Origin of the sequence: Virgibacillus siamensis (genome assembly GCF_900162695.1) — a bacterium.
Taxonomy (GTDB): domain Bacteria; phylum Bacillota; class Bacilli; order Bacillales; family Amphibacillaceae; genus Lentibacillus; species Lentibacillus siamensis_A.
The window spans coordinates 1,733,317-1,748,929 of the sequence record NZ_FUIH01000007.1; the positions used below are offsets into that span (position 1 = coordinate 1,733,317).

Genomic DNA, 15,613 nt, shown 5'->3' on the forward strand with positions numbered 1-15,613 from the left:
TTTTTAAACAATATGAAGCCACATTTGACATCATGACTGAAACACCGGTAATCAATTAATTATACCAAATTAAAATACCAGTATATGATATCATCCCCGTAATAGTATGCCAGTAAAGCACCAACAATTATGTACGGTCCAAACGGTACTTCCTGCTTACGTCCCACAATCCTGAAAACCAGAAGCAACCCTCCGAATAGTGCTCCAATTAAAGTTGCAAGGAAAAATGAAAGTAATACTTTCTCCGTGCCAAGTACGATACCTAATAATCCGAAAAGCTTCATATCCCCTCCTCCCATTCCTCCTTTACTGACAACGATAATGACAGCGAGAAGGACAAGGGCTATAATTCCCCCGGCTATGGAATCCCACCATGGATCAAGTGGATTTATCATACGGAGAATGATAAAAACAGGTAAGAAAAAAAGCAAAATACGGTTTGGGATAAGCATATAATGAACATCCGAAACAAACAGAATCATCAGCATCGATACAAGGGTTAGCGCAATAATCAGTTCCACATTCAGTCCAATGTGAATGTAACTGAAAGAAAAGAAAAATCCTGTTGCCAACTCAACCACCGGATAAATAAATGAAATTCGTTTCCCGCAATCACGGCATTTCCCCCGCAAAAAAATGAAGGAAAGAACGGGAATTAAATCGTACCATGAAAGGGATTGACCACAGTTCGGACAATGCGATCTGTCATTCACGAAAGGTTCCCTTTTTGGTACTCTAAGTCCAGCCACATTAAAAAAAGAACCGAAAATAATACCCAGAACAAAGAAAAAAAGAATAAGTGCATTTTCCATCTCGTATACCCCTAAACTGTTTTTTCTATATTATAGCATTTGTACAAGACTTTGGAATGAATAAAAACGTGAACTTTGATAGTTCACGTTTTTAAAGACTGATTGTTATTTAAGACATCATATGGGATTCACTGCAATGCTTACAAAAAAGCCTTACAGAAGTATTTAGAGTTCTATAGAGTCGCCTATTTTCATGGCCAGTCCTTTACCGGTTTTAACTTTGGCTGCAAAATCGTCCGGATCCTGCTCAATAACCGGGAACGTGTTGTAATGCATTGGCACTACAGTATTTGCCTTCACCCAGTCAGCCGCAACAAGCGCATCTTCCGGTCCCATCGTAAAGTTATCACCAATCGGCAGAAAAACAAGCTCAATATCATTCATGTCACCAATCAGTTTCAAATCACTGAACAATGCTGTATCCCCGGCATGGTAGATGGTTTTTCCTTCCACAGTCAACAATATTCCAGCTGGCATTCCGGTATAAATAATGGAACCATCTTCTTCCGTATAAGAGGATCCATGAAAGGCCTGTGTTAATTTAACCTTCCCGAAATCAAACTCGTGCGCCCCGCCAATGTGCATTGGGTGTGTATTCAAACCTTTTCCTCCAAAATAATTGGCAAGTTCATTCGGTGCAACAACCAATGCATCATTCCGTTTGGCAATATCAAACGTATCTCCAACGTGATCGTTGTGACCATGTGTCAAAAGAATCACATCTGCTTTGATGGAATCCGCATCCAAATCACACAGCTCATTTCCGGAAATGAATGGGTCAATTAAAATAGTATGATCAGCTGTTTCCACCCGTACTACTGATTGTCCATGATAAGATACTTTCACGTTATCCGCTCCTTCTGCAAAAATTATTGCTTCATCTATTATATATTATATTCTACAAAAATCTTATATTTTCCTCTACCCGTTTCACGTTTTTTTCATTCATACTTCTATATAAAATGGAACAGATACCTTTACATCGGCATCTGTTCAAAAACCATTTCAGTCTTTTCCCATTTTCTTCTTTAATGCTTTGAATTCATCATCAACTGCTTTATTTTTCTCCATCTCATCAAATGTATCATCCAATGTTCTGCTTTCGGTTGAGATATCCTCAGTTGTCTCCGCTTCAGCCTCGTACTGCATTACTTTCTCTTCCATCCGCTCAAAACCTCTTCTCGAATCATCATTTCCGATCGAAGACATCGTACGGTTCATTTTCGCTTTGGTTTTAGCTGATTCAGCGCGTGCAGTAAGTGTATCCTTTTTCAGTTTCATCTCCTGGAATTCCTTTTTCATCTCATCCAATTTGCTTTTGAGTACTTTTGAATCTTCTGTTGCCTGATCCCATGATTCATTCAGCATGGATGCCTGCTTATCATACTCACCTTTGCCTTCCAATGCTTTGCGTGCAAGTTCTTCATCATCAGTCGCAAGTGCCTGTTCAGCCTGATACTGACGCTTATCCGCCATGGCCCTGGCATCATCCGCTTTCCGTTTTAGCATTTTTTCATTTGCGACCTGCCGGGCTACAGCGGTTTCCATTTCGCGAATGTCCTCTGCCATTTCACGTATATATTGTTCAAGCATTTTAACGGGATCCTCCGCTTTATCCAGCATGGCATTCAATTCAGAACCAACTACCGTCGACAGCCGTTTAAAAAATTTAAACATATTGCGCCTCCTTTTTGATTTAGCCATCCTTTCTCTGTATACCCATTACCTTTACAAAGAAATACGTTTCAGTTCCATAAAAGTTTCATTAACATCATTCTTTTATCAATTTACAGTTCGTTTGTTATAATAAAACCATTCACGAAAAAGAGGTGCTTATATGTCTGACAGAATCGATACATTATTACACGAAATGAAAACCAATGATTTGGAAAGTATGATGGTAACATCAGCCGCAAATTTTTATTACTTGAGCGGCTACTATACAGATCCGCATGAACGGGTAATTGCAGTTTATATCAGTAAACTTCATGATCCCGTTATTATGGTCCCCTCCATGGAGGAGGAAGATGCCAGGAATGCAGGATGGAAATATGATATCATCGGGTATCAGGATCATGAGAATCCATGGGACCTGCTGCTCAGTTACTTAAAACGGAATGACAGTATCCCTGCATCAGTAGGTCTGGAATTAAACCATTTATCAGTTGAACGCTTTGAGCACATCAAATCCATTTTTCCAAAAGCAGTATTCACAGATACACAGGGAATACTTGCCAATTTACGTGTGCTGAAAAGCAAGAAAGAGTATACATTATTGAAGGAGGCGGCATCACTTGCTGACTTTGGTGTGGAGACCGGAATAAAAGCGATTCAAGAAGGCGTGGCTGAACAAAGTATTATTGCCAAGATTGAATATGAACTTAAAAAACAGGGAGTTCAGGGAATGTCCTTCTCCACCATGGCGCTATCCGGATCCAAAACTGCATCACCGCATGGAAATCCTTCCATGAAAAAGATTGAAAAAGGTGACCTGGTATTGTTTGATCTCGGCGTTATTTTCGAGGGGTATTGTTCAGATACTACGAGGACGGTTGCTTATAAATCCATAACACCAGAACAGGAGAAAATTTATAATACAGTGTTAGAGGCAGAAAATAAAGCGATAGAAGCATCGGTCATTGGAACTCCTGTTGGAAAAATCGATCTGACCGCACGAAATCATATTGAACAGGCAGGATATGGCAAATACTTTACACATCGAATTGGACATGGTCTTGGTATTGAAACACATGAATATCCTTCCATGCATAGTAAAAACGAGTTACCGCTTAAACCTGGAATGTGCTATACCATTGAGCCCGGTATTTATGTGCCGGATACAGGCGGTGTACGAATTGAAGATATGATTTTCATGACGGAAAACGGCGCCGAATCACTAACCAAATTCCCTAAAGAACTGCAAATTATTGGATAGAAAAAAACAGAGGCCGGGACATATTAAAAAGTGTAATTCAAAAGACGAATAGTTAGAAATTTTTAGCGGAGGAAATATACGGAGACTCCTTGAAAAAGGAATACACTTTTTCTGCGTGCGATGTAACGCTCCGCAGCTTTCCTTGTCCTGCGGGAGGAAAGGCATAGGTGAGACCCCGCAGTGCGACGAGCACCCAGCACGAGGAGGCTCAGCAGCCGCCCGCGGTAAAGAAGACACTGCGAAAGCCTGCTTGAGCAGATGTCGCACTTATGCTGGCAGTGAAAGCGTAGTATATTTCCGGAGCGGTTACACGCTCCGTTCATTATTCGGGTTTTACTTTGGATACACTTTTTTTCCGGGCCTCTTTTTATTTATCTATAACGATGAATCACGTCCAGACCGCCTGTCACTTCGAAAACGGAACCGGTAATCATGTCTGAGTTTTCTTCACACAAATACATAATGGTTCGTGCTATATCTTCACCAGTGCCGGACCTGCCAATTGGGGTTTTACTGTCAAACGTTTTTCTGCTTTCTTCAATACTGGCTTCTTTCATATCACCAACAATATTCCCCGGGGAAATCATGTTCGAGGTAATCTGATTTTCCGCCTCTTCAAAAGCTAATGTCTTCGTCAGAGAAGCGAGCCCGCTTTTGGCAGCTGCAAATGCAGCACGGTATGGCCATCCAGATGCACTGTTTGCACCTTGAAATCCATAATTGACAATCCTTCCAAATTTCTGTTGACGCATGTGTGGAATTGTGAGCCGTAATAAATAAAAAACTGCACTCAAGTTCCCTTCTACCATTTCATACCATTCATCTTCTGTATAATCCATCAATTTTTTCCGATCAAATACAAAAGGGCCGGCATTGTTAATTAAGTAGTCAATCCCGCCAAATTTTGCAATACCTGCATCCACAAGTTTTTTTAATTCCGATTTTTTAGTTACATCGGTCTGTACAATATGCAAATGATGACTGTAGGCACCCAAATCTTCCTGAACCTTTTTTGCCTTTTCATAATTTTTACAATATGTAGTGGTAACGCAATGGCCGGCCCTTAAAAATTCTTCAATCACTTTTCTCCCCAAACCGGATGTTCCGGCTGTAATAAGTGCATGGCCCATTTCAATACCTCCTCTTCCCAATTGCCTGTCATGATTGGAATTATATCATAATATAATATTAACAAAAGCGAAAGAGCCTGTTCGATACTAAATAATGAAGATCCACCCCTGTTTCAGGGATGGATGACTTCCACTATTTCTTCTGATTATTGAAGGTGTGAATACTTCTGTTGTTTGAAAGGTTTTCTTTATCTTCAATGACACCACTTTGATAACTTTCAATCAATTGGTTCTGCACGGCTGCAATACCTTCCTTATCTTCAAACAATCGCTCTTTCCTGGTCAATATCATCACCTCCAGTTTTAGTATATGCATTTCTTTCTGTATTACTGGAGGTAGCTGTTTCCATCTCGCTTCAAATTGATTAAACTGTTGATAAAACGGGTACTGTTTTCTAAGAAAAAGGGAGGGCGAGAATGATGGATTTTGAATACAAAAATATTGTTGTAGCAGTCGATGGGTCTGAAGCATCTGAACATGCGTTTAAAAAATCACTTGATATTGTTAAACGAAATGATGCAAGGTTGATTTTGGCACACGTTGTGGATTCCAGGACTTTCGCCACTGCTGAAGCTTACGACAGAACATTGGCAGAACGGGCCGACAACTACGCAAAAGAACTTTTGGAAAGTTATGTGGAAAGCGCTCATGAGGCAAGTGTAACCAACATTGTACGTTGTGTGGAATACGGATCACCAAAAGTTAAAATAGCCAAAGAAATTGCGGTTGATTTTGGAGCTGATCTGATTATATGCGGTGCTACCGGCATGGGTGCTGTTGAACGCTTTCTGATCGGCAGCGTTTCAGAAAGTATTACAAGATATGCTAATTGTGATGTGCTTGTTGTACGGTAGTAACGCCAATTGAAAAATAAGCGTTACGTCATATCTTTCTTTATTTCCTTTACAACATGTGAAACTTCCGGAAGAATAAGGTTATTCATTGCGAGTTTCACAGCACCGGACGACCCTGGCACAGCAAAAACGGCAGTATTTTCAATAACACCTGCTATTGCCCTGGATAAGAGGGCTGCTGAGCCAATATCTTCATAATAACTAAGCGAGCGAAACAACTCTCCAAAACCGGTAATTTCTTTATCAAACAATGGCTTTATCGTTTCAATCGTAACATCTCTGCCAGCTATTCCCGTACCGCCATTTGTAATAATGACCTCAACTTCAGGATGATTGCAGCCCGCATCAATCATCCTTTCAATTGCTGTTTGTTCATCATGAATAATCTCTTTCATTTGAACATGATGTCCGGCACCTTTCAGAAGTGCAACAATCAGATCACCGCTTTTATCTGTGTCTTCTGTCCGCGTATCACTGATTGTCAGTACCATGCAATTTACGTTTAATTGTTCATTTTTATGCTTCTGAATGGACAATGCACATTCCTCCTATGTTGTAAGCCGCACCGTATCCCTGGCAATCATTATCTCTTCATTCGTCGGAATAACAAGCACCTTCACTGGAGAATGAGGGTAGTTGATAAAAGCTTCCTTACCATGTACTTTATTTAGTTCCTTATTCCAATAAACTCCCATAAACTCAAGTCCGGTCAGTACCTTCTCGCGGATAACATCACTGTTTTCCCCGACGCCGGCGGTAAAAATGATAGCATCAACACCTGACATGCGAGCTGCATAGGAACCGAGGTATTTATGGATTCGGGCAGCAAAAACTTCCAGAGCCAGCTCTGCACGCTCATTTGTACCTGCCTGCTGCTCAATATCCCGCAAATCACTTGAAAATCCTGACAATGCCAGCATTCCACTCTTTTTGTTGAGGACATTCATAACCTCATCCGCTGTCTGTCCTGTCTGCTCCATAATATAAGGAATTAATGCGGGATCAATATTTCCAGATCGGGTTCCCATTGTTACACCTGCGAGTGGGGTAAATCCCATGGAGGTGTCAATTGATTTTCCTTTGTCAATCGCCGCAATACTCGCACCATTACCGAGGTGACATGTAATAAGCCGTAACTGTTCAACCGGAATATCCATCATTTCTGCTGCCCGTTGTGAAACATATTGGTGTGAAGTGCCATGAAATCCGTATTTGCGAATGCCAAATTCACTATAATACTCATATGGCAAGCTATATAAGTATGACTTCTTAGGCATTGTTTGATGAAATGCTGTATCAAATACTGCCACCATCGGTACATCCGGCAAGATTTCTCTGAAGGCCTTTACCCCGGTCAGATTGGCAGGGTTATGAAGAGGTGCCAATTTGGAAACTTCCTTGATTTCCTGAATAACTTCATCCGTGATGACAACCGAATCTGTAAAACGTTCCCCGCCATGTACAATCCGGTGGCCAATTGAACTGATTTCATTCATTGATTGAATGACACCGGAAGTCTGCAATCTTTCCAACAGCCATTTTACTGCTGTTTCATGGTCCGGTATATTCGCCTCAACACTATCCTTTTTGCCGTCAATTGTGATGGAGAAGATAGAATTCTCCATTCCAATCCGCTCGAAAATCCCTTTTGCCAGGACTTCCTCCGCAGGCATTTGAATTAATTGATACTTAAATGATGAACTACCGGCATTGATTGCCAACACTTTTCCCATACATCTCAACTCCTGTCAATCCTGATTTGGAATATGTGCCGAAAACCATGCATTGATCTGGTTCAGGATATCATTCATCGCTTCCGTATTATTAAAAGATGGAAGGTTTGCGAGCAACGGCTGTTTCGGCGCTTGTATTCCCTGTCCATTTTTTTGCAGGATCAGAATACTTTTCACGTTTTTTTCAGATTTAAAAGTGCTGTCAGGCAGTCTGACCACCCCAACGATATGGGCAACTTCATGAATATACGCATAAAGTTTGTCAGACTGATCACTGTCAAAGAGGAAATCCGGGATTATAAAAATTAAATAACCACCATCTTTTGTGTAATTCATACTCTGTTCGATAAACAAATGATGGGCATATGAGTGTCCCTGATCCGCCTTCAATTCATAGTTTTGCGCGCGTATATCATCCGGGTAATAACCCACAGGAAGATCTGCAATAATCAAGTCAACCGGATCCAATAAAAAAGGACGCAAACTGTCCTGATGAAAGAATTCAATTTCTTTCTTTTGTAAATTGGCATTCAGTACTGCCAGTTCAATTAAGGTCGGATCAACTTCACCGGCATACGCGTTGTCCACATGCTTCAGATGGTCCATTATTATAGTAAGTAAATTTCCTGTCCCGCTGGCTGGATCAAACACGCGTAGATTTTCTTTTCCATGTGTCAGTTTCTCAGCTAAATACCCTGTAAACAATGCGACCGTTTCCGGAGTCATTAAATGCTGTTGTTGCGTGGAACCTTTCATCCCTTTCAAAATCGCCAATTGCACAGATTTTCGCACCTCAGAAGTCGTATAGGTTTCAACCACGCCATCCTGCAGTTTCTCCTGCAATTTATTTCCTACTACTTCTTCTGTTTCTGCCGGGACTTCCCGGTAAAACAGAATTTCTAATGTATTAGAAAGGGAATCCAGATATGGTACATTTTCGTATTTCTGTATAATTTCTGTTGTCTGGTCTATCCATTCAAATAATTTTTCTACATTTGTTTTTTCCATATTGCACATCCTCTTCTTTCGTCTATGTTGAGTGTATCAAAAGAAACAGGTATATGTACAAAAATCTCCCCTGCCGAACAAAAGCAGGAGAGGTTGGAATCGAATATTATTCAGCTTCTTTGGCAGCCGCCAATGCTTTGTCAAAATCAGGATAATTGGTAACTTCACTAACATATTCCACGTGTTTTACTATGTTCTCTGAATCCACAACAAATACTGCTCTTGCAAGCAAGCGTAATTCCTTGATCAGAACACCGTATTTTTCTCCGAAATCTGCGTCACGATGATCTGATAATGTATCCAGTTTCTTAACACCGTTTGCCGCACACCAGCGTCCTTGAGCGAATGGAAGATCCATGCTGATTGTCAGTACCTGAACATTATCCAGCTTGTCCGCTTCTTCATTAAAACGTTTCGTTTCCTCCGAGCATACACCCGTATCCACTGATGGTACAGCTGCAATCAATTTAACCTTTCCTTTATAATCCTCCAATGAAACTTCCTTCAGATCATTTGAAAGCACGGTAAAATCCGGTGCCTTATCCCCTTCCGAAATATCTTCCCCTAAAAGTGTGACAGGTTCTTCTTGGAATGTAACATCTGCCATATAATCATTCCTCCCAAATTTTGTAGTCTACACTTTTATTATGGGTTTCTCTATTGGAATTGTCTAACAAAAACCGTTAAAACAAAGGACATTTATGTGAACTAAATATCATAATTCGTTTGTTCAGAATCACTTTCATTTCCCTTGCTGTTTTTTTGTTTATTGTCCTTGTCCTGATCCTGCTGTTTTTGCTGTGAATCTCCTTTTTGTTGGGAATCCTTTTTCTGTTGTTTGGATTGACCGGATTCCTTTAAAATCTGCTGAATTTTTTCCACCGCTTGCGGGGCAAAGTTAATCATTTTCTCATAAAGATGAACATTCTCATCCATATGAATCATTTTAATTCCTTTTTGACTGACAACCAAAAAAGCAACCGGTGTAATGGATACTCCTCCTCCACTTCCACCTCCAAACGGAAGTTTTTTGCTGTCTCCGCCGGAATCGCCGCCTTTGCTTCCGCCACTGGAAAATTCACTGCCCCCAGCGGCAAACCCGAATCCTACTTTTGATACAGGAACAATAACGCTTCCATCCGGAGATTCAACTGGATCTCCGATAATCGTATTCACTTCTATCATATCTTTCAGATTTTCCATTGCAGTAGTCATCAGGCCTTGAATCGGATGTTCACTCATAATGCTCCTCCTTTATATAACTGCTTCTTTTTTAACCGGTATTTTCCGTACCACTTTAAGAAGTGCGTACATAGCTTGCCCGATTCTTATGGAAACAATGCACTCCATTTCCGACTGAAAATATGCCCTGTTAAAATAAGGGATGACTTGTATATGCGGCCGCTCCTTAAAATTACTTTTATCCGTAAGATAGCCTGCAAGCAACCCTTTACAAGTCCAAATTCCACCTGTCGCAAAACCGGTGCTATCCGCCTTTCCGGTTCCAACCCCCGTTTCCCATAATAATTTACGAAAGTATAATCTTTTTAACAACATCACGGTCAACTCATGATATACATTTAATTTATGTAATAAATTACTGCCGGTAGTTTGGAACAGCTCAATACTTTGTCTGATGGACATGTCCATGGTTTTTGGTTCCGATAGATCCAATGTTTTTCCCAACAATCTGATTCCGTAAAAATAGACCTTTATTTCCAATTGCTGACATTCTTGCCGGAATTCCCCCCTGCAAGCAATTGTAATCCGTGAAAACAATAAAAATATACAAACAAGCAATATCAACCCGAATATCCACATATTTTTCACCTCAAGCAATACTATGCAGCAAAATTTCATGTTTTATCCATTTTTCAACTAATTATTCGTTTACCTGCTTTAAACATGATACGATAAATAAAGGATAAGGATAGTAGGAGGCATCTCTTATGCATAAAAAACGAAACAACATATACTTGTATCAGCTTACTGAATTACCGGAAGAACAGTTAGCATCTTTGGTTCAAACCGCTGAAAGGAACGATTTCAAAATTGTTGATCAAGCAGATGATGCCAATATCATCATGAGTGTCGGAGGTGATGGCGCGTTTCTACAGGCTGTGCGGAAAACCGGGTTTCGACAGGATTGCTTATATACCGGTCTGACACGCTCAAATGAATCCGGATTATATTGTGATTTTAATATGGATAACATGAGTGACATGCTGCATACGATGGAACATGAAGCTCTTGAAGTTCGCCGATTTCCTGTCATCGATGTGAAAATCAACGATCAGTCATCCTTTCATTGTCTGAATGAAATCAGTATTCGTTCCACTATTATAAAGACAATTGTTATCGAGGTTTATATCGATGATTTGCATTTTGAAACATTCAGGGGAGATGGATTGATTGTTGCAACTCCGACTGGGAGTACTGGTTACAATAAATCGACCGGGGGATCCATTGTTGACCCAAAACTTCCCTGTTTCCAGGTATCTGAGCTAGCATCTCTGAATAACAACCGCTATCGGACACTTGGTTCGCCATTTTTGCTGAACAAAGACAGAGAATTAACCCTTAAAGTCGTCCAGGATGGAAATGACTACCCTATTATCGGACTTGATAATGAAGCACATCCCATTCGCAATATAAGATCATTAAATATTACGCTCAGCAACAAAGTTATTAAAACGGTAAAACTAAAAAACAATTCTTACTGGTCCAGAGTAAAGCGGACATTTTTATAGGTGCATCACATAAGCTCTCAACAGAAAAACGCCATACCGGCTTGTTAAAGCCGGTATGGCGTTTTTTCATATACAATATCACCATCCACTACGGTCATGGAGACTTCTGTTTCGTGAAGTTTTACCGGATCAGTTTGAAAAATATCCTCCTCCAAAATGGTAAAGTCAGCTGTATATCCTTCTTTTATGATGCCACGATAATTTTCCTGGCTGATAGCATGTGCACTTCCAACTGTATACAATCGTACAGCATCAAATAAGGACAGTTTTTCGTCAGGCAAATATTCATTCCCGTCAAAGGTTGATTTTCGCAGAACAGCAGCCTGGATGCCCAGAAGCGGATTGGGCTCCTCAATCGGGGCGTCAGACCCACCGGCACAAATTACACCTTCATCAAGCATTTTCTTCCAGGCATATGCAAATTCCAGTCTATCCTTCCCAATCCTGTCAAGCACCCATGGAAAATCAGATGCAACAAAAGAGGGCTGAATGTCTACAATCACCGGTAATTCAGACAATGTTTTCAATGCCCGCTCATTCAGCATTTGTCCGTGGATTAAGCGATCCCGTGCACCATTTTGCAACGGATACTTTTTCATGAACGATATAATTACTTCTGCAGCCCGGTCGCCAATAGCGTGAACTGCAATGGGAAGGCCGTATTTTCTCGCCTTTTGTACAATTTTTTCAAGATTCTCGATACTGTGAATTGCGACACCTGCATTCCCGGCATCATCATTATAGTCACTGCTCAGCCATGCAGTGCGTCCACCCAACGCACCGTCTGAAAAAATCTTTACTGCACCTAATTCAATATATGTAGTACCATCCAAAAATCCTAAATTCTCTTCAATCATATTATCCAAGACTTCATGGTGAACAAGCAAATGGGCTTTGAATTTTTTATTATTTCCGTTAACCGCGTGCATAAATGCCTGATATGTCTTGTTAAACCCTCCATAGTAATTCAAATCCTCACTATGCCCGCCAACCAAACCTTTGGATAGCAAATCATCCACTGCAATCTTGATAACCTGCTGCAAATATTCCTGGGAAACTTCCGGCATCGAGGCTTTTATTAAATCCTGAGCAGTATCCATAAAGTAGCCTTCCGGATATCCCTTTTCATTGCGCATAATAATGCCGCCTTGTGGATCAGGAGTATCACTGGTAACCTGGGATAATTCCATAGCCTTTGAGTTAGCCAGTAAGGCATGCCGGCAAACCCTTGAGAGCATCATCGGATTATCCGGACAAATATCATCCAATTCTTTTCTTGATAAAATGACTGGTTCATCCCACTGATTTTCATTCCAGCCTTCCCCGATTAGCCATTCACCTTCAGCTAAGTTAGCTGTACGATTCATTAACGCTTCCTTCACTTCAGCTGACGACTTCATCTGTGATAAATCGAGACGAAGCAATTTTTCCCCGTACTGAATAATATGTAAATGACTGTCTATCAGCCCTGGAAGCATCATTTTTCCTTTCAGGTTCACCTCGTTGTCTATCCTGTCAAAATAATCATGATACAGGCGCTCGTATGTCCCGACTGCCTTTATAAAGCCGCCTTCAGTATACACGGCCTCCACAGCATCCCCTTCATTTTCCATTGTATAAATTGAACCGCCAAACCAAAGTCTTCCCATCTAATCCCCCCGGTTAAATAGTTCCATACCTTTATAAAAACTTTACCGATTTAAGCCCTAAAAATCAAGGGCTGCTCCCGATTTTTTGGGAACAGCCCGAATCCAATTTTATTTTGTTATTATTGTTGCATACCGCCAAATTGCTGTTCAGCTGTTTGAACAAGACGCTTCGTAATTTCTCCGCCAACTGAACCATTCGCGCGTGAAGTGTTGTCAGCACTTAGCTGCACACCAAATTCTGATGCAATTTCCATTTTCATTTGATCCAGTGCCTGCTCTACGCCAGGTACCAGGATTTGATTTGAGTTATTGTTAGCCATGTTCAATCACCTCCTTGGTACTTATAGAGTTTGAAGGTTGGAGGAATTTTAAACTGGTAGTTGCTGTAAATCAAAACAAATCGCTAAATTCATCTTCTGTCTTCTTTTCTCCCGTCAGTTTTATCACTTCGATTCCATTAACTGCTTCGTCAATCAATTCCGTAAAATCTTCCTGGGACTCAAATTGATTGATTTTTTCCCTGCCTGGTCTTGTTTTCGGTGATTTTGACACGAATATCGTACAGCAATCTTCATATGGTCTGATTGAAATATCATACGTATTAATTTTCCTGGAAACTTGTACGATATCATCCTTGTCCATCGCAACTAACGGACGAATAATTGGTATTGTCGTAACCTCATTTATAGCATTCATGCTTTCCATTGTCTGACTCGCAACCTGTCCAAGGCTTTCACCGGTTGTCATGGAAAGAATTGACTGTTTTGTACAGACCTTCTCACTGATGCGAAACATCATCCTGCGCATAATTGTCATGGCATATCCGTCCGGCATCGTGCGAAAAATATGCTGCTGCAGCTTTGTAAATGGAACGACATGCACATTTACCGCATTTCCGTATTTGGTAAGTTTCTCAGCCAAGTCCAGCACTTTCTGTTTGGCACGATCACTGGTAAATGGCGGCGAATGGAAATGTATCGCTTCTATCTGCACACCACGTTTCATCGCCAGAAAACCTGCAACAGGACTATCAATACCGCCCGATAAAAGCAACAAAGATTTACCCGATGTGCCAACAGGCAAACCTCCAAGTCCTTTAACAACATTTGATGTCAGGTAGGTGGCTTCGTTCCTGATTTCCACTTTGATTTCCAAATCCGGATGATGAACATCAACGGTATACCCTTCTGTGTTTTGAAGTAAATGTCCCCCAAGTACCTGATTCATATCCTGCGAGCGGATTGGAAAGGTTTTATCAATCCGTTTGACGGAAATTTTAAATGTCCGGGTCTGTTCGCTGTTGGTAAGTGCCCATAATGCCGCACTTTTTATATCCTCTGCTTCATTGGGTACTTTAACAGCAAGGCTGAGACTTTGAATTCCAAAGACGTTTTTGCATGTTTCCATAACCGGATCCGGCTCATGTCCATTCAGTAAGACAAACATCCTGCCTTGGGTCCGTTTTACCTTTACACCTGGAAATTCCTTCAATTTGCTTTTCAGATTGTTTTGAAGCTGTATAATAAACCGTTTTCTGTTTTTTCCTTTTAGGGCCATTTCACCGTAGCGAATTAATATATGATCATATTCCATACTATCTACCTCATTACTGCTTTAAATTTTTGAATTGCTTGTTCCAGCGATTGCAGGAATTGTTCAATTTCAGTTTCAGTTGTATCAAAAGACATACTTATTCGCAATGCTGATGTGGAACGGTCTGTCCCTAATCCGCATGCAGATAATATTTTGCTTTTATCCGATTGTTTGGAAGAACAAGCTGATTTTGTTGAAATATAAATTTCCAGCTCACCAAGCATATGAATAATAACTTCAGGTTTTATTCCAGGCACTGAAATATTCATTATATGAGGGGCTGCTGCTGAAGGTGTATTAACAACCACCCCATCCATTATTTTCAGATTGTTGACCAGTTTTTTCTGAAGCTTATACAAATGCTTGACTCCTTCACCTTCACGCTCCCGAATTAACCGCAATGCCTTAACCATGGACACAGCACCTGCAAGATTTTCTGTACCGGATCTCAGCGAACGCTCCTGATTTCCGCCATGGAATAAAGGAGTTATCTTCATTCGCTGGTTAACATATAAAATTCCTGTTCCTTTCAGTCCATGAATTTTATGACCTGAAATCGTACAAAAATCAATTCCGCTGTCCTTCAGCTGCAAAGGAACTTTACTGATTCCCTGAACATGATCAACGTGAAAAGCAAGTTTTGGATACTGCCTGGCAATTTCACCAATTTCTTTTACCGGCTGAATTGTGCCAAGTTCATTATTTACATGCATAATACTAATGAGTATCGTATCATCCCGAATGGCTTTTTTTAAGGTATCGATTGATATCCTTCCATTATTGTCTACAGGTAAATAGGTCACACTGAATCCATCCTGTTCCAGATTCCTGCAGGTTTCATAAACAGACGGATGTTCAATTTCAGTTGTAATAATGTGTTTACCGCGTCCCCGGTGTTTATATACAAAGCCTTTAATGGCAAGGTTATTTCCCTCTGTTCCCCCTGATGTGAAGACAATTTCCTCAGGCTGTACTCCCAGCAGAGATGATGCCTGTTCTCTTGACTTTTGCAAGAGCGCTTCCGATTTGCCGCCTAGTTGATGAATACTTGACGGATTGGCAAAAAAACTTTCCGCGGCCTTATAATAACTATTCAGTACAGCCTTGTCAGGTTTCGTTGTTGCACTATTATCCAGATAAATCATAAT

At 40.7% G+C, this 15,613-nt stretch carries 18 protein-coding genes; 3 read left to right on the top strand and 15 right to left on the bottom strand.

Annotation, left to right across the window (positions count from 1 at the left end):
* Positions 1 to 59: 59 nt before the first annotated feature.
* From B1K71_RS12550 to B1K71_RS12560, 3 genes are all read right to left on the bottom strand, one after another.
* A complete protein-coding gene (locus B1K71_RS12550) occupies positions 60 to 812 on the bottom strand; it encodes a prepilin peptidase (protein WP_077327478.1) in 753 nt (250 codons plus the stop codon).
* A 165-nt stretch (positions 813 to 977) separates the two neighbouring features.
* Positions 978 to 1,658, bottom strand: a complete 681-nt coding sequence (locus B1K71_RS12555) for a metal-dependent hydrolase (protein WP_077327481.1) — start codon at positions 1,656 to 1,658, stop codon at positions 978 to 980.
* A 159-nt stretch (positions 1,659 to 1,817) separates the two neighbouring features.
* On the bottom strand, positions 1,818 to 2,489 hold the full coding sequence (locus B1K71_RS12560; protein ID WP_077327484.1) for a PspA/IM30 family protein: 672 nt from the start codon (positions 2,487 to 2,489) through the stop codon (positions 1,818 to 1,820).
* A 160-nt stretch (positions 2,490 to 2,649) separates the two neighbouring features.
* Between B1K71_RS12560 and B1K71_RS12565 the strand changes: the two genes are divergently transcribed.
* Positions 2,650 to 3,747 (top strand): M24 family metallopeptidase, encoded by a 1,098-nt coding sequence (locus B1K71_RS12565; RefSeq protein WP_077327487.1) that lies wholly within the window; start codon positions 2,650 to 2,652, stop codon positions 3,745 to 3,747.
* 371 nt (positions 3,748 to 4,118) lie between these two features.
* On the opposite strand, the gene B1K71_RS12570 is transcribed toward B1K71_RS12565, so the two are convergent.
* Together B1K71_RS12570 and B1K71_RS19925 are read right to left on the bottom strand one after the other, a co-directional pair.
* On the bottom strand, positions 4,119 to 4,877 hold the full coding sequence (locus B1K71_RS12570; protein ID WP_077327490.1) for an SDR family oxidoreductase: 759 nt from the start codon (positions 4,875 to 4,877) through the stop codon (positions 4,119 to 4,121).
* Positions 4,878 to 5,010: 133 nt separating this feature from the next.
* Positions 5,011 to 5,163, bottom strand: coding sequence for a hypothetical protein (locus B1K71_RS19925; RefSeq protein WP_175631818.1), 153 nt, complete (start codon positions 5,161 to 5,163; stop codon positions 5,011 to 5,013).
* Between the two features lie 134 nt (positions 5,164 to 5,297).
* Between B1K71_RS19925 and B1K71_RS12575 the strand changes: the two genes are divergently transcribed.
* A complete protein-coding gene (locus tag B1K71_RS12575) occupies positions 5,298 to 5,732 on the top strand; it encodes a universal stress protein (protein WP_077330223.1) in 435 nt (144 codons plus the stop codon).
* Positions 5,733 to 5,755: 23 nt separating this feature from the next.
* On the opposite strand, the gene B1K71_RS12580 is transcribed toward B1K71_RS12575, so the two are convergent.
* The 6 genes from B1K71_RS12580 to B1K71_RS12605 all read right to left on the bottom strand — a co-directional run bounded on the left by B1K71_RS12580 (position 5,756) and on the right by B1K71_RS12605 (position 10,195).
* Entirely contained in the window at positions 5,756 to 6,268 is a 513-nt protein-coding gene (locus B1K71_RS12580; RefSeq protein ID WP_077327493.1) for a MogA/MoaB family molybdenum cofactor biosynthesis protein, read from the bottom strand.
* Between the two features lie 12 nt (positions 6,269 to 6,280).
* Positions 6,281 to 7,465: an acetate kinase gene (locus B1K71_RS12585; protein ID WP_077327496.1), complete on the bottom strand. Its 1,185-nt coding sequence runs from the start codon at positions 7,463 to 7,465 to the stop codon at positions 6,281 to 6,283.
* A 15-nt stretch (positions 7,466 to 7,480) separates the two neighbouring features.
* Complete coding sequence (locus B1K71_RS12590; RefSeq protein ID WP_077327499.1) at positions 7,481 to 8,473, bottom strand: class I SAM-dependent methyltransferase; 993 nt, start codon at positions 8,471 to 8,473, stop codon at positions 7,481 to 7,483.
* A 106-nt stretch (positions 8,474 to 8,579) separates the two neighbouring features.
* A complete protein-coding gene (gene tpx / locus B1K71_RS12595) occupies positions 8,580 to 9,080 on the bottom strand; it encodes a thiol peroxidase (protein WP_077327502.1) in 501 nt (166 codons plus the stop codon).
* Positions 9,081 to 9,181: 101 nt separating this feature from the next.
* Complete coding sequence (gene ytfJ / locus B1K71_RS12600) at positions 9,182 to 9,715, bottom strand: GerW family sporulation protein (RefSeq protein WP_077327505.1); 534 nt, start codon at positions 9,713 to 9,715, stop codon at positions 9,182 to 9,184.
* A 12-nt stretch (positions 9,716 to 9,727) separates the two neighbouring features.
* Positions 9,728 to 10,195, bottom strand: a complete 468-nt coding sequence (locus B1K71_RS12605) for a DUF2953 domain-containing protein (protein WP_175631907.1) — start codon at positions 10,193 to 10,195, stop codon at positions 9,728 to 9,730.
* A gap of 227 nt (positions 10,196 to 10,422) precedes the next feature.
* On the opposite strand from B1K71_RS12605, the gene B1K71_RS12610 reads away from it, so the two are divergent.
* Positions 10,423 to 11,223 (top strand): NAD kinase, encoded by an 801-nt coding sequence (locus B1K71_RS12610; RefSeq protein WP_077327511.1) that lies wholly within the window; start codon positions 10,423 to 10,425, stop codon positions 11,221 to 11,223.
* A gap of 44 nt (positions 11,224 to 11,267) precedes the next feature.
* Here B1K71_RS12610 and B1K71_RS12615 read toward each other — a convergent pair whose 3' ends face one another.
* From B1K71_RS12615 to B1K71_RS12630, 4 genes are all read right to left on the bottom strand, one after another.
* Complete coding sequence (locus B1K71_RS12615) at positions 11,268 to 12,872, bottom strand: amidohydrolase (protein ID WP_077327514.1); 1,605 nt, start codon at positions 12,870 to 12,872, stop codon at positions 11,268 to 11,270.
* Between the two features lie 119 nt (positions 12,873 to 12,991).
* Positions 12,992 to 13,192 carry an alpha/beta-type small acid-soluble spore protein gene (locus tag B1K71_RS12620; protein WP_077327517.1) on the bottom strand — a complete coding sequence of 67 codons (201 nt, stop codon included), beginning with the start codon at positions 13,190 to 13,192 and terminating at the stop codon, positions 12,992 to 12,994.
* 70 nt (positions 13,193 to 13,262) lie between these two features.
* The gene (gene thiI / locus B1K71_RS12625; protein WP_077327520.1) at positions 13,263 to 14,465 is read right to left on the bottom strand and encodes a tRNA uracil 4-sulfurtransferase ThiI; all 1,203 of its coding nucleotides are present in this window, start codon (positions 14,463 to 14,465) and stop codon (positions 13,263 to 13,265) included.
* Positions 14,466 to 14,470: 5 nt separating this feature from the next.
* Entirely contained in the window at positions 14,471 to 15,610 is a 1,140-nt protein-coding gene (locus tag B1K71_RS12630) for a cysteine desulfurase family protein (RefSeq protein ID WP_077327523.1), read from the bottom strand.
* Positions 15,611 to 15,613 lie beyond the last annotated feature (3 nt).

Coding starts and splice junctions, on each gene's coding strand:
- B1K71_RS12550 (WP_077327478.1), bottom strand. CDS start 812: ATGGAAAATGCACTTATTCTTTTTTTCTTTGTTCTGGGTATTATTTTC.
- B1K71_RS12560 (WP_077327484.1), bottom strand. CDS start 2,489: ATGTTTAAATTTTTTAAACGGCTGTCGACGGTAGTTGGTTCTGAATTG.
- B1K71_RS12565 (WP_077327487.1), top strand. CDS start 2,650: ATGTCTGACAGAATCGATACATTATTACACGAAATGAAAACCAATGAT.
- B1K71_RS12570 (WP_077327490.1), bottom strand. CDS start 4,877: ATGGGCCATGCACTTATTACAGCCGGAACATCCGGTTTGGGGAGAAAA.
- B1K71_RS12575 (WP_077330223.1), top strand. CDS start 5,298: ATGGATTTTGAATACAAAAATATTGTTGTAGCAGTCGATGGGTCTGAA.
- B1K71_RS12585 (WP_077327496.1), bottom strand. CDS start 7,465: ATGGGAAAAGTGTTGGCAATCAATGCCGGTAGTTCATCATTTAAGTAT.
- B1K71_RS12590 (WP_077327499.1), bottom strand. CDS start 8,473: ATGGAAAAAACAAATGTAGAAAAATTATTTGAATGGATAGACCAGACA.
- tpx (WP_077327502.1), bottom strand. CDS start 9,080: ATGGCAGATGTTACATTCCAAGAAGAACCTGTCACACTTTTAGGGGAA.
- ytfJ (WP_077327505.1), bottom strand. CDS start 9,715: ATGAGTGAACATCCGATTCAAGGCCTGATGACTACTGCAATGGAAAAT.
- B1K71_RS12610 (WP_077327511.1), top strand. CDS start 10,423: ATGCATAAAAAACGAAACAACATATACTTGTATCAGCTTACTGAATTA.
- B1K71_RS12615 (WP_077327514.1), bottom strand. CDS start 12,872: ATGGGAAGACTTTGGTTTGGCGGTTCAATTTATACAATGGAAAATGAA.
- B1K71_RS12620 (WP_077327517.1), bottom strand. CDS start 13,192: ATGGCTAACAATAACTCAAATCAAATCCTGGTACCTGGCGTAGAGCAG.
- thiI (WP_077327520.1), bottom strand. CDS start 14,465: ATGGAATATGATCATATATTAATTCGCTACGGTGAAATGGCCCTAAAA.
- B1K71_RS12630 (WP_077327523.1), bottom strand. CDS start 15,610: ATGATTTATCTGGATAATAGTGCAACAACGAAACCTGACAAGGCTGTA.